At 44.3% G+C, this 15828-nt stretch carries 14 protein-coding genes; 9 read left to right on the top strand and 5 right to left on the bottom strand.

Annotated features, from left to right (window positions below):
* The first annotated feature begins 72 nt into the window (after positions 1 to 72).
* The 5 genes from I2I33_RS03625 to I2I33_RS03610 are packed head-to-tail and all read left to right on the top strand — an operon-like array spanning position 73 to position 6674.
* Entirely contained in the window at positions 73 to 3714 is a 3642-nt protein-coding gene (locus tag I2I33_RS03625) for a SusC/RagA family TonB-linked outer membrane protein (protein ID WP_229128177.1), read from the top strand.
* A gap of 12 nt (positions 3715 to 3726) precedes the next feature.
* Positions 3727 to 4323 (top strand): RagB/SusD family nutrient uptake outer membrane protein, encoded by a 597-nt coding sequence (locus tag I2I33_RS20255; RefSeq protein ID WP_229128176.1) that lies wholly within the window; start codon positions 3727 to 3729, stop codon positions 4321 to 4323.
* Positions 4320 to 5114: a RagB/SusD family nutrient uptake outer membrane protein gene (locus tag I2I33_RS20250; protein ID WP_229128175.1), complete on the top strand. Its 795-nt coding sequence runs from the start codon at positions 4320 to 4322 to the stop codon at positions 5112 to 5114. The genes I2I33_RS20255 and I2I33_RS20250 overlap by 4 nt, the downstream gene beginning before the upstream one ends.
* A gap of 17 nt (positions 5115 to 5131) precedes the next feature.
* On the top strand, positions 5132 to 5338 hold the full coding sequence (locus I2I33_RS03615) for a hypothetical protein (protein WP_087419950.1): 207 nt from the start codon (positions 5132 to 5134) through the stop codon (positions 5336 to 5338).
* Positions 5339 to 5363: 25 nt separating this feature from the next.
* Positions 5364 to 6674: a hypothetical protein gene (locus I2I33_RS03610; protein ID WP_195666733.1), complete on the top strand. Its 1311-nt coding sequence runs from the start codon at positions 5364 to 5366 to the stop codon at positions 6672 to 6674.
* Positions 6675 to 6797: 123 nt separating this feature from the next.
* Here I2I33_RS03610 and I2I33_RS03605 read toward each other — a convergent pair whose 3' ends face one another.
* Both I2I33_RS03605 and I2I33_RS03600 read right to left on the bottom strand, forming a co-directional pair.
* Complete coding sequence (locus I2I33_RS03605; RefSeq protein ID WP_087419952.1) at positions 6798 to 8375, bottom strand: M56 family metallopeptidase; 1578 nt, start codon at positions 8373 to 8375, stop codon at positions 6798 to 6800.
* A 7-nt stretch (positions 8376 to 8382) separates the two neighbouring features.
* The gene (locus I2I33_RS03600) at positions 8383 to 8748 is read right to left on the bottom strand and encodes a BlaI/MecI/CopY family transcriptional regulator (protein ID WP_027202699.1); all 366 of its coding nucleotides are present in this window, start codon (positions 8746 to 8748) and stop codon (positions 8383 to 8385) included.
* Positions 8749 to 9002: 254 nt separating this feature from the next.
* Between I2I33_RS03600 and I2I33_RS03595 the strand changes: the two genes are divergently transcribed.
* From I2I33_RS03595 to I2I33_RS03580, 4 genes are all read left to right on the top strand, one after another.
* Positions 9003 to 9578: an NfeD family protein gene (locus tag I2I33_RS03595; RefSeq protein WP_087419953.1), complete on the top strand. Its 576-nt coding sequence runs from the start codon at positions 9003 to 9005 to the stop codon at positions 9576 to 9578.
* Positions 9579 to 9617: 39 nt separating this feature from the next.
* Positions 9618 to 11066: a flotillin family protein gene (locus I2I33_RS03590; RefSeq protein ID WP_087420613.1), complete on the top strand. Its 1449-nt coding sequence runs from the start codon at positions 9618 to 9620 to the stop codon at positions 11064 to 11066.
* Positions 11067 to 11182: 116 nt separating this feature from the next.
* Positions 11183 to 11605: a tRNA (adenosine(37)-N6)-threonylcarbamoyltransferase complex ATPase subunit type 1 TsaE gene (gene tsaE, locus I2I33_RS03585; protein ID WP_087419954.1), complete on the top strand. Its 423-nt coding sequence runs from the start codon at positions 11183 to 11185 to the stop codon at positions 11603 to 11605.
* Between the two features lie 10 nt (positions 11606 to 11615).
* Positions 11616 to 12836 carry an alanine dehydrogenase gene (locus I2I33_RS03580; protein WP_087419955.1) on the top strand — a complete coding sequence of 407 codons (1221 nt, stop codon included), beginning with the start codon at positions 11616 to 11618 and terminating at the stop codon, positions 12834 to 12836.
* Here I2I33_RS03580 and I2I33_RS03575 read toward each other — a convergent pair whose 3' ends face one another.
* Genes I2I33_RS03575 through holA form a run of 3 tightly spaced genes read right to left on the bottom strand, consistent with a single transcriptional unit; the run spans position 12837 to position 15827 of the window.
* On the bottom strand, positions 12837 to 14240 hold the full coding sequence (locus tag I2I33_RS03575; RefSeq protein WP_087419956.1) for an L-lactate permease: 1404 nt from the start codon (positions 14238 to 14240) through the stop codon (positions 12837 to 12839).
* Positions 14241 to 14258: 18 nt separating this feature from the next.
* Positions 14259 to 14804: an HAD family hydrolase gene (locus tag I2I33_RS03570; RefSeq protein ID WP_317193311.1), complete on the bottom strand. Its 546-nt coding sequence runs from the start codon at positions 14802 to 14804 to the stop codon at positions 14259 to 14261.
* 12 nt (positions 14805 to 14816) lie between these two features.
* Entirely contained in the window at positions 14817 to 15827 is a 1011-nt protein-coding gene (gene holA / locus I2I33_RS03565) for a DNA polymerase III subunit delta (protein ID WP_087419957.1), read from the bottom strand.
* Position 15828 lies beyond the last annotated feature (1 nt).

Raw genomic sequence — 15828 nt, 5'->3', positions numbered from 1 at the left:
AAAGGCAGAATAGCTTACCACAACCCTCTGCCAATCTCATGTAATGTTTAACAAAGTAAACTCTACAAAGTTATGAAAAAAAAGACAAGGTGTAGGGAATTAGTCATTCCTTTGAGAGGAAATCGGACATTTCTTGCCATGAAGTATTTACTGATTTTTCTTTTTGCGTTTCATTTGAATGGGTTTTCCGGGATAAAAGCTCAACAAGTCGCTGAGTATAGGGTGGAAAATGCCAATTTGAAAACGTGCATTAAGAAGGTGGAACAGTTGACAGGAAAAGGTTTCCTTTACAATGGAAATGATTTGGAACGAGTGGGTAATGTTTCCCTGCATTTGAAAAATGTCAGTTTAGGTGATTTATTAACAAGTATATTGCAAGGTAGCGGGTATACTTACGAGTTGGTGAATGATGTTATCGCCATTGTGCGGGTGAAGGGAGAAAGTCGTCAAACCGTTGAACAGGAATTACTAAAGGGTATCGTGCAGGATACCTGCGGGAATGTTTTACCGGGAGTGACCGTGTTGATCAAGGGAACGACTTCGGGTGTCGTGACGGATACGGCAGGACGTTTCACCTTGCCTGTTATGAACCGGAAGAGTGTTGTCCTTGTATTTTCTTTTGTCGGAATGAAGTCCCAGGAGGTTGCTGTTAATGATGTCCGTAAAGAAGTACGTGTTGTGATGGAAGAGAAAGTGGACGAATTGGAGGAGGTTGTTATCACGGGTTACGGGACGACGACCAAGCGACGTGCGGCGGGGTCCGTGGCCGTGTTGGGAAGAGAGGATCTGGAAAATCGGATTCCGACATCCGTGGATAATTTATTACAAGGTCTGGTTGCCGGGGTGGCCGTGACGGCAAGTTCGGGACGTCCCGGCTCGTCAGCTAAAGTTAGGATTCGGGGAACAAATACGATTACCGGTAACGCGGAACCCTTGTGGGTAATTGACGGGGTTCCCGTGCAGGATGAGTTACCTGAAATCTCGTTGGATCAAGTGAAGTCAGAAAACTTTAACGAGATTTTCGTGAATGGAATAGCGGGTATTAACCCGAATGATATTGAGAATATCACGTTCTTGAAAGATGCTGCCGCTGCCGCTATTTACGGTTCACGGGCTGCGGGAGGTGTCATTGTCGTAACGACGAAACAGGGGACTCCGGGAAAAATGAGAATGAATTATTCGGCTCATTTCGGACTCGGCTTGAAACCTCAACGGGATGCCGGATTGATGAACGCCTCGGAAAAGTTGGCGTGGGAACAGGAGTTATGGGATGAGTTTGCGGCAGATCGATACGCGTCTGATGCGGCTCACTACCCGGTAGTCGGTATTGTCGGGATGTTACGTTCCAACAAACTCGGACGTAACGGGACGTTATGGACCGATGAGGATTTCGAACCGATGACGGCGAGCGAGCAAGATGCGTATATCCGTGATTTGGCATCTCATTCCACGGATTGGTTTGACGTTATATTCAGAAATTCTTTTGATATGACGCATAATTTTTCTTTTTCCGGGGGTGGAAATATGCTTGCTTATTATGCCTCGGTAGGGTACGCTCATCAAGATGGTTTGTTGAAAGAGGATAGTTATGACCGGTACACGGTGAATTTGAAAATTAATGCATCTCCATCGACACGGGTAAAGATGGGAATGGGCTTACGGGTATCGAATCTTGTATCTGATGGGCCCAGTATGAATGTTGATCCGTTTAAATACGCTTATTTTGCTAATCCGTACGAGCGTCCATATAACGAAGATGGTAGTTTTCGGCCTGATATGACTTATTTTAATCTGACTTCTATTAATGAAGGTACGAAAACACCGGAAAATCAACCCACGGCCGGGTTTAATATATTGCGGGAGATGGAGGAAACTTCCAGTGAAGGAAAGAAATTCTCTGTATCCGGACAATTTAGCCTGGATGTTGAAATTCTTAAAACATTGACTTTTTCCGGGTTGGCTTCTTATGGCTACACGAATAACCGGGAGGAAAGTATTTTGGGACGTGAGTCGTATGCCGCTTTCGAGGATCGGTTGAGTTTTGACAAGAATAATAATACCCAGAATCTATACGGTTCTATATCCCAGTCTACTACGGACGGGGAACAATATAACGTACGCGGACATTTTTCATACACGAATACGTTTGAGGATCATTATCTTAACGTGTTAGCCGGGGCCGAGTTACGTGGTTCTAAAAGTAAACGTGTCGCGGTGAAACGTTACGGGTATGATGAGAAAACGGGATTGGCGAGTATGCCTGAACCACCGGAAGATGATAATACTTATGGATCGAGCTGGTACACGAGTTTGATCGATGGATTGTCCGGAATGTCCCGGTCGGAGAATAAGTATGCTTCTTTTTACGCATCCACAGAATATGCCTACCTGGGACGTTATATACTGAATGCCTCTTTCCGTACGGATGGTTCGAATAATTTCGGTAGTAAGGAACAGTTTAACCCGACATGGTCATTAGGATTTGCTTGGCACGTGGATGATGAGAATTTTATGCAATCTTTACATCCGGTGTTAAGCCGGTTGACTCTTCGGGTGGCAACCGGATTTACCGGAAATGTCGTGCAGGGAACGTTGAAGGAACTTGTGATCAAGTATAACACTAGTAGATATTGGAATAATCTGATCATGGGATCAATTAATAAGGCCCCGAATCCCCATTTGCGTTGGGAGAAGACAAGGGATATGAAGGTGGCTTTGGATTTTGGTTTGTTTGATGACCGTGTTACCGGGTTAGTTGAGGGGTACTGGCGGAAGAGTACGGATGTAATTTCACGTGTACGGGTCGTTTCTTCAACTGGGTATAATGCTCAGAGTTATAACGCATCGGATATAGAGAATAAAGGGGTGGAAGCGACTTTAGGCGTGAAGGTTATCGATCGTCGGGATTATAAGTTGAGTTTCTCTGGAAATATAGCTTGGAACAGAAACGTGTTGTCAAAATTTTCTTCTCCATCGGGAACCGTTAGTGAAGGGAAATATGTCGGTTACCCGTTGGAATCTATTTTTGGTGGAAAAGAACTGGGGATTGATCCCTATGACGGGATTTATATGTATAAATTGCGTCCGGACGCCGTGGTGAATGAGGCTTCTGATTTAAAATCTCTTGTAAATTACCGTTATTATTTGGGGACATCCATAGCCCCGATCACGGGCGGGTTTACTCTACGTTTCAGTTATAAGAATTTGTCATGCAGTGTCGGAGGTTCCTATTCTTTCGGGGCAAAGATTAACAACCAGATTTCTTCTCCCGTGAGCTACGAGAGTGTTTCCGGTTCATATGATGCGCAGGAGAAACCACAGACGGCTTATAGTGATCTGTATCGAAATCACTTGAACGTGAGAAAGGAGATGACGGATCGCTGGACAAAGAATAATATTGATGCCAAGTATCCCAGAATTATTGATCCTTTCGGGAATAAATTATACCTGGATCAATATAACCCGACATCATCAAGTGTTACACTTGGTAGTTTCTTGGAAGATGTTTCTTATTTGAGAATCCGGGATATTTCATTGAGTTATAACTTACCGAAACGCTGGTTAACCCACGTGGGGGTATCGTCGTTGGGCTTTTCGTTCATGATGAGTAATTTCTTCACGTTCACGAATTATTCGGGTATTGACCCGGAGACTCCCGGAACGACTTATCCGATCACGCGTTCGATAGCATTGGGAATTAATATCGGTTTTTAAAAATAGCAGGTTATGAAAAGATATATTGTTTATATTTTACTGATTTTTTCCGGGTTTTGCGTGTCCTGTGATGAATATCTGGAAACGAAGACTTACGGGGAGATATTACCGGAGACGACGGAGGATTACGCGTCTTTGATACACACGCATTTGTATAACATAGAGGCCAGTACATCCGATAAGATTCTGGGGAATTTTAATGATGTACTTCGCTGGGAATGTTTTTCCGATAATCTGAATGCCAGCCTTTCTAAATCGGTTAGTAATTCGTATACTCCGATTTACGTGGGGTCTTATATCGGTTCTGCCATATACCGGTTTAATAATTTATTCCAAGTCGTGAGGGATGCGAATGTCGTGCTGGATAATGTAAAAGAAAAGGATTCGGAGTTGGATAAAAAGATCACGGCAGTAGCCTACACCTTGCGTGCGGTGTTGTATTATAATATGATGCGGGAATTGTGCGAGCCTTACGAAAAACAAAGGGCAACCGAAATCATGGGTGTCCCGATCGTGGATCATTTCGATATGGAGGCAAAACCGGGGCGAGGGAATATACAGGAAACCGTGGATTTTATCATTGAAGATTTGAAAAGGGCATCTCTTTGAATCAGATCGACGAGGAATATATATTCACGGTTGACGTGGCCAAGGCTTATTTGGCAAGAACTTATTTCTGGGCGCAAGATTGGAAAAATGCAGTGGCGACGGCCAAAGAACTTTTAGATAAATACCCGTTGATTGAAGGAGAGGAGTATGAGGCTATGATCCAGTCAACACCGCCTTTCACGACGAAACCGGGAAACGTGATTTTATGTTCATACAACAGGGGAACTTTGTCTACGGCTTTCAAAACCCGTTATTCCACGGATTCACGTCGTCGGCCCGTGAGTCTTAAATTTGCGGAACTGTTTAAGGAGAAAGAAAAGGATATTCGTTACAAATTATTCTTTGATAAGACATTTTTGAACACCAAGAGATTGAATATGCAAATTCGTTCCGCGGAAATGTGTTTGATCATGGCGGAAAGTTACGCTCATTTACAGGATGAGGATAATGCTTTGTTGTATTTGAATAGTTTGCGGGCGAAACGGATCACGGATTACGTGCCTTTGACGATGTCTTCTTTGCCGGCAGTTGACAATTCTGCTTTAGTGACGGTTGATGCGGAAGGTAAGGCTTTGACTCCTCTGATGGCCTCGATATTGAATGAACGGCGCAAGGAGTTGTACATGGAGGGTGATCGTTGGTTTGAACTGAAACGGAACGGACGTCCGGAGTTTTGGGTAGGATATAACGGGATAAAATCCACGACATGGAAATACCTGTACACGTTCCCTCTATGGAAACAGGATTTACGTGTTAATCCGAATTTGGTGCAGAATGAAGGTTATGAATAATTTAAAAATTATAAGGTATGAAATATATATTATGCATTTTCTTGTTTTCTCTTTTATTATCGGCTTGTGATAATAGCGATGAGTTGACACCCCGTATAGAGGATGTGATTGATACAAGTATCGTTATTCCTACTTCACGATTAACTTACGAGGAACAAGACGCTCTTGAGGTAGAAAGAGCAATTTTCAACCAAGCCGTGGCAGATCGGGCGGATGAAGAATAATTGTGAATTTATAAAACAGAAAGTCATGCGAAAAATATTGTTTATATTGATAGTTATTAGTTGCTGGGTTGGAATGGCAGGTTGCTCGGACGATGATAATAAAGGCCCGGATGTTTCTTTTAGAAGGCCCTATTATATTCTCCCAGCCAGTGAATCTTTGAATGTAGAGATTCGTTTGTCTGAACCCGCACCGGCAGATATTACCGTTCCTTTTACCGTGGCGGGAACCGGGGAGGAAGGAATTGATTATTCGCTTTCAGCTCATGAATTTGTCGTGCAGGCCGGGTTAGATTCGGCCATCATAACGATAACCCCGGTGACGAACATGACCGAGGGAAGGGAAATTCATTTGACATTGCAAGAGGTTACCGGATATGTACCCGGTATTTACAGGCAAACGATGATTCCGATTGAAACTAAAAGTCCATTCACGTCGTCTTTTCTCTCCACGGAGTATAATTTATACACGGAAATGGAGGTCGCTGCTTTGTTGCATATCGGAGGACGCGAGTACACGAGTCCTTCTTACGATATTTCCATCCCTTTCGAAATTGATCCGGCCTCCACGGCTGTATTGGGAACCCATTATGAAATAGAAGGAGGGGAAAAACAGTTTATTTACCAGAAGGATGACTATATGGCTCGGGTGAAACTGAAGTTCTTAAAGAAAGAGGAAGGAAAAAATAAAGTTGTTCTTCGCCTCGTGGAAACAGATAATTTTATGATTTCACTTTCTAATAACCGGGCATATATCACGATAAATGGGCCTGTTAATTTTGATGATCTTGTCGGATCATGGAAATTCAAGGAGTTTTCGAGCAAGGACTACGTGACAAGTACAGCTAGTATGGCCGGGGATACGGAGGGTGTGAAAAATCTGCCCGAATGTGTAGCGACCGATATTTTAGTATTCGAGAATACCGGGGGGAAGAACGTTATCCGGACGAATAAACTCACGGGTGATTTGGTTAACTATTTTTGTGATGGGGCAGAGGTGACAGTTCGAGATATTGTGAATGAACAAATCTATCTACCATCGGAAATGAATGAATGGGGATTACATCGTTCTGTTTTAAGAACGGATTTCAGCAAGGTAAACCTGAATTTTTCCCCGGACTACCAGAATTATGCCCCGGCAGAGGTAGATTTTCGAATTTTGGAAGATGGTGATATTTTGGAAGTGAGAATTGTTCAATATATTCCCCTGGACTTTTTGCAAGAAACTTATGATTATGTCAGTGATCCGTTCTATACCGGAGATCGAAATTTTGACAAGAATATACCCATGAAAGGGAATTACACGCTTTCATACAGGTTTTCACGGATAGAGGATTAAAAGGTAATATGGATATACCGTTTTATCTGATTGAACAGGAGAAAGATAACTTTCCCCTGTTCTTTCCTTAAATGAAAAACTGTTTGGTAATTCACATTCTCAGTACAAGAAGAAAGTACGATACTACTTCTCTTTTTTCTTTTGAATACCGTATTTTAACGTGTCACTGGTGACTTGATACTCGATGATGGAATCTTTTTCGACAATCTTGAATCGAGCTTCACCTTTTAGTTTCACGGTTCTAAGGCTGGACGTATCTTTAGAGTGGATGATCGCGTAAGAACCGGTTGTTGACGTTTCTGATTCTAAATAGACTGTGGTGCCGTCTGCCAGTTTATAAGAGGTTACTTTTTTGTCCGGACTCCCGGAAGTGTAAGTAATTGAAACAACACCATCTTTTCCTTTATTTCCATATAGAATGCTAGCATATTTATCTTTTAGAATAGTAACTGTTTCGATTTTATTCGGATTGATCATTTTTACAGAATCGACAGAAACTTCGTGACCATTTACAATGAATAGACTGGGAGCAGCTAATATTGCTTGCGTTAAGAGTGATGTGTCTGTTGCAACATCAATAGCTTTGGTTATTGAAATTTGGTATTCTTTCAAATTTGTAGTGTCTTTTTTTACCTTGATTTTAGTGTATCGGGGAGTACTTGGCCTACTTTCCTCTACTTCCTCAAATATGGTCATAGATGTTTTAACTTCTACTTTTTGGGTGGTATCGGCTATTAAAAGGGAATTATTTACTTCTTTTGCATCGAGAATTGAAGTAATATCATTAACTTTGATAGTTGAAATCTCGTTTAGTTCGTTCGAGATTTCGGGACGGGCGAAAGCGGTTAATGTGATTGCCGCAACGGGAAGTACGTAGAGGTACTTCATCCGGGCCCAAGGACTGGATTTTTCTTTTAACATCATAGTTATTCGTTTTTTAAGTTTACTGTGATTAAAGCTGTTGGCCATAGAGTAGAGCCTTGTGCCGACAGCTTTTTTTATTAATAATAATTGATATTGTTTCGCGTTGACGCCTTGACGGATAACCGTTTCATCGGCCTCGTATTCATGAATATTCTGTAATTCCTGTTTCAAGAGCCAGGATGCAGGGTTGAACCATTGGAAAATGATACAAATATCGCTGATCAACAGGTCGATGGAATGTCGATTATGTACGTGAGCCATTTCATGGATGAGAATTTCCTTGCTATTTTCCTGCAAATCTTTCTCGGAAATGACCACGTATTTCATCCAACTGAAGGGAGCGATATTCTTGTCATGGATGATGAGTGTAATACCTTTTTCTAACTTTTCCTGCCTTCCGCCATGTAATAGTCGGAGCATATGAAACAGTGAATAAAGATTACGTCCGAGGAAGAAAAGAATTCCCAGCAAATAAATACACAGCAGGACGGGAAGCCACAACGGGATGGATGAAGGGAGGGCTTGTACTTCTGTTTGTGGAACGTGGTCTGCCAGGGTGAGAATCTGTTCAATGGTTACTAATGTTTGTTGTACTTCCGATTCTTTGGGAACGGTTATTTCACAGAACGGGATAAGCAGGGACAACAGTAGAATACCCAGTAATGCTACCCGGTTGAAACGATGGAAAGTCTCTTTGCTGAGTAATAATCTGTAAAACAAGTAGAATCCCGTTAAACAGATGGATGTTTTTAGTATATAGACAAAGAAAGTACCCATAAGTTGTTTATTTATCGTGTGCTTTTTCTACTTCGGAAATGAGTTGTTTCAATTCTTCCAATGAAATGTCCTCTTCCTGCACGAGTGAAGATACGGCACTGAGGTACGAGTTGTTGAAGTATTTGCTGATCACGTTTTTCAAGGTGCCTTTGCGGAACTCTTCCTCACTAATGATCGCGTAATATTGATAGGTGTTCCCGTAAACTTCGTGAGCGAGATAACCTTTTTCTTCCAGCCCGCGCACGATGGTGGATAACGTGTTGAAATGCGGTTTCGGGTCTTCGTAAAATGCAAGCATCTGTTTCACGAATAGAGGGCCTTTCTCCCAGAAAAAGCCCATGATTTCTTCTTCTTTGCTAGTTAATCCTTTCATGGTTTATTTCTTTTGCAACAAAGAACTAAAATATTTAGTTTTAAAACTAATTTTTATAGTTAATAAACTTTAAACTCTAGTTTTGATTTGTTATTCTTTTATTTTTAGATATTTAATCTTGTATTTTACCCGGATCGGTAGAATGTATATTTAATTTTAATGGAGGGTAGGAAGTCCTGTAAAAATGTCTATATTTGTGTAGTAGTGTGCTTGTGGGGAAGTTAGTGAATATCGTCTAATTTAAATTGAATGTAATGGAAGAATGGTGGAGTTCTCTGGGGTTATTTATGCAATCGGTGTGGTGCATCACGCTATTTGCCAGTTTGGTATTTGTTATCCAAACGATCATGACTTTTATCGGGATGGATACGGATGGGGGGATGGATGTTGACGTGAGTGCGGATACAGCGACAGACGGGGATAGCGGTCCTTTCCAGTTATTTACTTTCCGTAATTTCATCAATTTCCTACTGGGGTTCGGTTGGTCGATCATCTCTTTTGAAAAAGCGATAGAAAACCAGTTTGTGTTGATTCTCGTGTCGGCCGTGATCGGAGTGTTGCTAGTGGTGGCCGTGATGGCTATTTTCAGATTCATGAGCCGTATGGAACAAAGCGGGACGATCAACATGGCAAATGCCGTGGGGTGCAAAGGGAACGTGTACCTAAAGATTCCGGGAGAAAAACAGGGAGAAGGGAAAGTACAAATCTCGATACAGGGAGCCATCCGGGAATTTGATGCCCTGACAGCAGGCGAGGAATTGGAGACGGGAGCCCCGATTCGGGTCGTGGAAGTGATAAACGACAACACCTTACTGGTGGAGCGTTTTTAAATGACTATTTATTATTAATCTTAGGAATATATGGAAAGTATGGAAGGTAGTTTGTATTTGATTGTCGCCATCGTGGCGGTGTTATTTGTTACGTTTGCGGCGATATTGTCCCGTTATAAACGTTGTCCGTCAGACAAGATTCTTGTCGTGTACGGGCGGACCGGTAAGAATGCGACCGGGGGTGTGAGTTCCGCACGTTGTATTCATGGAGGGGCGGCTTTTATCTGGCCGGTGTTCCAGAGTTTTTCATTTCTGGACTTGACTCCGATCTCTATCGAGTGTAATTTGACGAACGCTTTAAGTAAACAGAATATACGGGTAGATGTGCCCTGTCGTTTTACGGTGGGTATTTCTACCGAACCGGATAGCATGACGAACGCGGCAGAGCGTTTGTTGGGGCAACGGCAGGAAAATATTCAGGATTTGGCCAAGGATATTCTTTTCGGGCAGTTACGTTTGGTGATTGCCACGATGGATATTGAGGAAATCAATTCCGACCGGGATAAATTCTTGGCTAACGTGAGTGCTAACGTGGAGGCCGAGTTACGGAAGATCGGTTTGAAACTGATCAACGTGAACGTGACCGACTTGCGGGATGAGTCCGGGTATATCGAGGCTTTGGGAAAAGAAGCAGCAGCGAAAGCGATCAATGATGCCAAGAAGAGCGTGGCCGAGCAGAATCGATTTGGAGAGATCGGTAAAGCCGAGGCAGATCGGGATAAAGATATTCGTATCGCGGAAACCGTGCGGGACACTCGTATCCGGACGGCCGAGGCTAATGCAACCGCGGTGGAGGGAGAAAACAATGCCAAGATTTTAATTGCCGATTCGGATGCAATCCGTCGGGAGAGAGAGGCCGAGGCTGCCCGTAAAGCTATCGCGGCAGAGAAAGTGCAGGCTGCAAAGGCTTTGGAAGAGGCGTACATGGCAGAGAAAGAGGCCGAGATTGCTCGTGCCGAAAGAGAAAAAGCCACACAAGCGGCTAATATCGTGGTTCCCGCACAGATTGACAAAGAGAAAGCGATTATAGATGCTGAGGCCGAGGCGGAACGTTTGCGCCGGTTGGCGAAAGGAGAGGCTGATGCCATTTTTGCCAAGATGGATGCCGAGGCACGAGGTTTATACGAGGTGCTGACAAAACAGGCGGAAGGATATGCCCAAATCGTGAAAGCCGCCGCCGGAGATCCCGACAAGGCGGTGATGATGTTGATTACCGATAAGTTGCCGGAGCTGGTGAGAACACAAGTGGAGGCTGTTAAGAATATCAAGATCGATAAGGTTACCGTTTGGGATGGCAATAATGCCGGGAACGGGAATACCTCCACGGCGAACTTCATCTCGGGGATGATGAAATCGGTTCCCCCGTTGAATGATTTGTTTAACATGGCCGGGCTGAATCTACCGACTTTCCTGAAAGGTGCCGCCACGGAAGAGAAAACCACGGATGCCGGACAACAGGATGAGATCGTTGAAGAAGTTGAGAAGTAGGGGAGATTCTAACTTTTAGTTTCGTTTTTTCGTTTACTAATAATTACCTTTGTGGTATACTCCAATCGGGTATATGACAAAGGTAATTAATCAATTCATAAAATAGAGGAAAGTTTATGCGCTGGATAATTGACGGTGTTGATGATTTGAATCGGGTAGCAAAAGAGTTTTTGGAAAGGACCGGAAATAACACAATATATGCCCTGTACGGGCCGATGGGAGTGGGAAAGACCACTTTCGTGAAAGCGGTAGCCGGGTGTTTGGGGATAGAGGATGATGTGAATTCCCCGACGTTCGCTATCGTAAACGAGTATCTGACGGCCACGGGAGACTCGGTTTTTCATTTCGATTTCTATCGGGTGAAGAATATTGAGGAGGCCATGGACTTCGGTTACGAGGAATATTTTTATAGCGGGAATCGTTGTTTTATCGAGTGGCCGGAGATGGTGGAGCCTCTGTTACCGGAAAACACGTTGATATGCAAGTTTTCCGAACTGGCAGATGGCCGGAGAGAATTGGTGATTGAAGAAAAACTTTAAAGTGTAGGTTATGGATAACTCGGGTAAATTATTGGGAGCCCAAATTAATCGGGAGTGGTTTCTATACCAGGAAAAGGAGGTATTTGGGGAATACCGGCAGAAGCGATTGACAATCGGTTTACCGAACGAGACCGAGCGACGGGAAAACCGGGTGTGTTTAACCCCGGAGGCCGTGGCCATGATGGTTGATATGGGGCATACGATAATGATACAACGAGGAGCTGGAGAGGCTGCACATTACCATGACCGGGAGTACGCCGATGCGGGCGCCCAGATGTTGGATACCTGCGAGGAAGTGTACACGGCGGATATTATACTGAAACCGACTCCGGTGATGCAGGCAGACGTGGAGATGATGCATGATCGGCAGGTTATACTGTCACCGATCGAGCTTTTCGAGTTACGAAAAGAGGCTGTCGTGGAGATGATGCAGAAGAAAGTGACGGCTGTCGGGTTCGATATTCTGAAAGACGAGAACGGGGTTTATCCCGTGGTGCAGATGATGAGTGAGATTTCTGGAAGTTCGGCAATCATGATTGCCAGCGAGTACTTGAGCAATTCTCGGGAAGGGAAAGGTATCTTGCTGGGAGGGGTGACGGGAATCACTCCAGCCGAGGTGGTTATCTTGGGAGCCGGAACTTTGGGGGAATATGCGGCTCGCACGGCGTTGGCTTTGGGGGCTGAGGTGAAAGTGTTCGATCATTCGCTGGAGCGTCTACGCCGGATAAATCATTGTCTGGGACAACGGGTATATACTTCTGTTTTTCATAAGCCGGTTTTGGAAAGGGCGTTGTTGTCTGCCGACGTGCTGATCGGGGCTTTGCGTTTCTTCGATGATGATTTCGGGATTACCGTGTCCGAAGAACAGGTAAGGTTGATGAAACAGGGGGCGGTGATCGTGGATATGTCCATTGAACATGGTGGATGTATTGAAACATCAGGGCCAACGACTCATGAGAACCCGACGTATGTATATAACGGGGTAATCCACTATTGTGTCCCGAATGTCCCGTCGAGAGTAGCTCGCACGGCATCTATCGCTTATAGTAATTTATTCACTCCTTTATTTGATAAGATTTCCCGGGCGGGTGGTTTTAATACTGCCATAAAAAATGATGCGGGATTACGGCATGGCGTGTATGTTTATAACGGTGTGTTGACAAAACGGGTGATTGCCGATCGCTATGGCTTGGTTTCCAGGGATATTGATTTATTGATGGCTGCTTTCTAATTACCCTATAAAGACTATAATTCCTAATAATACTCCATACACCAGTGCATAGGGAAAAGCTCGTTTCAAGATTTCCCCTTCTTGGCCTTGTAATTGACATGCGGAGGCGGCAATGGCAATACTCTGGGGTGAGATAATTTTCCCGGCAGTAGTGCCTGTGGTGTTGGCGGCGGCAAGCCAAGAAGGAGCGATGTCCATGTTTGCGGCGATTCCTGCTTGCAACTTCCCGAAAAGAATGTTTGCCGAAGTACCACTACCCGTGATAAATGTTCCTATTTCCCCGACCAGAGGGGACCAGAAAGCGTAATACTTCCCGGAGATGGAAGTGAGTGTGTTGGCCAGTAATTGCACCATGCCGGATATTTCCATGAGTGCGGATATACTGACCAAGGCGATAACCATAATAATGGTACTGCGGATTTGTACGAGAGTTTGGCCTAGTAACGTGAATTGTCTGCTTGTCGTTATACCCTGTATTTGTCCCCCGATAAAAGCTCCGGCAAAAAGCAATAAACTCGTTGCCTTGAAATTGAAGGGAATAGCCAGTAATATAAAGAAAATGATAAGGCCGTAGACACTCCACGCTTGGTATATTTGCCGAGGCGAGTGTTTCGTGGGAATTGTGTCACTTTTTTTGTTCCATTTACTCCATGCGATAATAATAATGATGGAACAAATACTGCCTAGAATGGCTGGCATCTCCGGGCCGAGATATACGGCCGTGGCGTATTGTGCTAGGAAGGATACGCCCCCGACAATCGTACCGAGCAAGATGTTCTTGAGTAAAGCTTGGCGGCGTCTGTCAGCCAATATAGCCAAAGTTATCGGGATCAAGAATATAAAAGGATATAATTGTTGAATGGTAGCCTTACACAATTCAGGTAACGGGCAGCCGGTCTCTTCCATGAGAACGGTTTCCGCGATACCGACGGCCCCGAAGGTTGTGGGTTCACTGTTGGCGATGAGGCTCACGAGGACGGCGAACAACGGGCGAAATCCCAGCGTTACGAGTATGGCTGCCGGGATGGCGACCGAGGTCCCGTAGCCGGCCATTCCTTCCAGTAGCCCCCCGAACCCCCACGTGATCAGTAATACCTGTACACTCCTGTCCGTGGAAATCGTTGCCAGTTGGTCTTTTAACACTTTAATCTTGCCGGAATCCAGTAGAATATTATAGCTAAACACGGCCATCCAGATAACGGAAAGAATGGTGATACAAGCACGTGTGGTACTGTTTATTAAAGTGAAACCGATCTCTTGCGCGGGTATACCAAAGGCGAAAGTGGCCAACATAACGGTAATAACAAGGGTAAGCAGGCTACTCTTATCTCCGGGCCACTTGCATATCCCCATGGATATGATCAGTATAACCATTGGCAGTAAGGCAAATAAGATTGCGAACATGACGTATCGTTAACTTTCTTATTGCTTGAGGATGGAGTCTATAACCGGGGTTAAGTCGCTGTTTTTAGGTATTTTAATTCCCCGGATTCCGGCAGCCTCTGCCGCCTCGATGTCCCGTGAACCGTCCCCGATTAACCACGAGGCAGATTTGTCGATGTCAAACTCCCGGATAGCCTGTTCGATCATGTAAGGCGATGGTTTGCGGCATTTACAGGGGGCAATGCTGCTGTGATGAGGGCAGTAGTATATTTTATCCACGTGCGCCCCGTGCTTTTCCAACTCCTTGCACATATGAACGTGAAGGTTGTCCACATCTTCGATCGTGTACTCCCCTTTAGCGACCCCGCCTTGATTGGTAACCACGATAATCAAATAACCCGCCTCGTTCAGTCGACGAATTCCGTCGATAACACCGGGATTGAAAACGAAGTTTTCAACCTTATATATGTAATAATGACCTTCATCAGAATTAATGGTCCCGTCCCGATCCAGAAATATAGCCTTGTTCATTTTAGATTTTATCTTTCCAACTTGTAACTTGTCAACTTGTAACCAGAAATTCACCTGTGGCGAATTTCAATGCATTATCTTAAATATTAACTCCTTCAAAAGCTCGCCGTCAGAAATGTTAGCGTTACCAACACCTTTTGATTTGAGGTCATACTCCCGTAACCAAGAGATAATATTGGCACATTTCATGGCGTTATATCGTTTCGCTCCTTCCGTGTAATCTTTCAGAAAATAGGGATTGATACCCAGTAACCGGGCCATTTCTTGCTGGTTTGGGGTACTTTTCTTCTGGTAGTGGTACGTCAGTAGGTTCAGAAAGTACCGGAACAACATGCTGATCGTGAGAACCAGCGGGTTGTTCTTGGGATTAGCCTCGAAATAATTCACGATACGGTTTGCTTTCAGGTGATCCATCTGTATGATAGCCGCCGTGAGTTCGAATGTGTTGAATTCCTTGCTGATCCCCGTGTGTTCTTCCACCAGATTCTCCTTGATTTCACCGCCACCGGGAAGTAGGAGCATGAGCTTGTCCAGTTCGTTGGCCACCTTGCTCAAATCGTTTCCCAGACTTTCTGCGAGAATACCTGCGGCTTTCAACGAAATCATGTACTTCTTGTCTTTGCAGTACGAGATAATCCAGTCCGGGATCTTATTGTCGTAAAGTTTGGCCGACTCGAAATAGATGCAATGCGAAGAACTGCTTAATTTTTTGAAAACTCCTTTACGCTTGTCCGGTTTCTTGTTTTTATAGAGAAACACGAGGATCGTTGTCGGTTGAAGATGATCAATATAAGGCAGTAAATTCTCGAAATCCCGGATATTCTGGGCCTCCTTGACTATGACAACCTGACGTTGTGACATCATGGGAAAGCGGCGGGCCGTGTCGGTCACGGTGGTCATGGAGACATCGTTCCCGTACAATATCGTTTGGTTAAACGCCTTCTCGTCCTCCGTGAGGGCGTTTTTCTCGATGCGTGTCGCTATATCGTCCAAAAAATAGGACTCTTCCCCCGATAGAAAGTAAATCGGGGCATATTTCCCTGCTTTTAAATCTGCAACTATCTCTTCGTATTTCATA

It is taken from the genome of Butyricimonas sp. BSD2780061689_150309_C8 (genome assembly GCF_015560935.1).
Classification (GTDB): domain Bacteria; phylum Bacteroidota; class Bacteroidia; order Bacteroidales; family Marinifilaceae; genus Butyricimonas; species Butyricimonas paravirosa.
The sequence above is the reverse complement of the archived record's forward strand: the minus strand, read 5'-3'. Positions and strand labels throughout refer to the sequence as shown.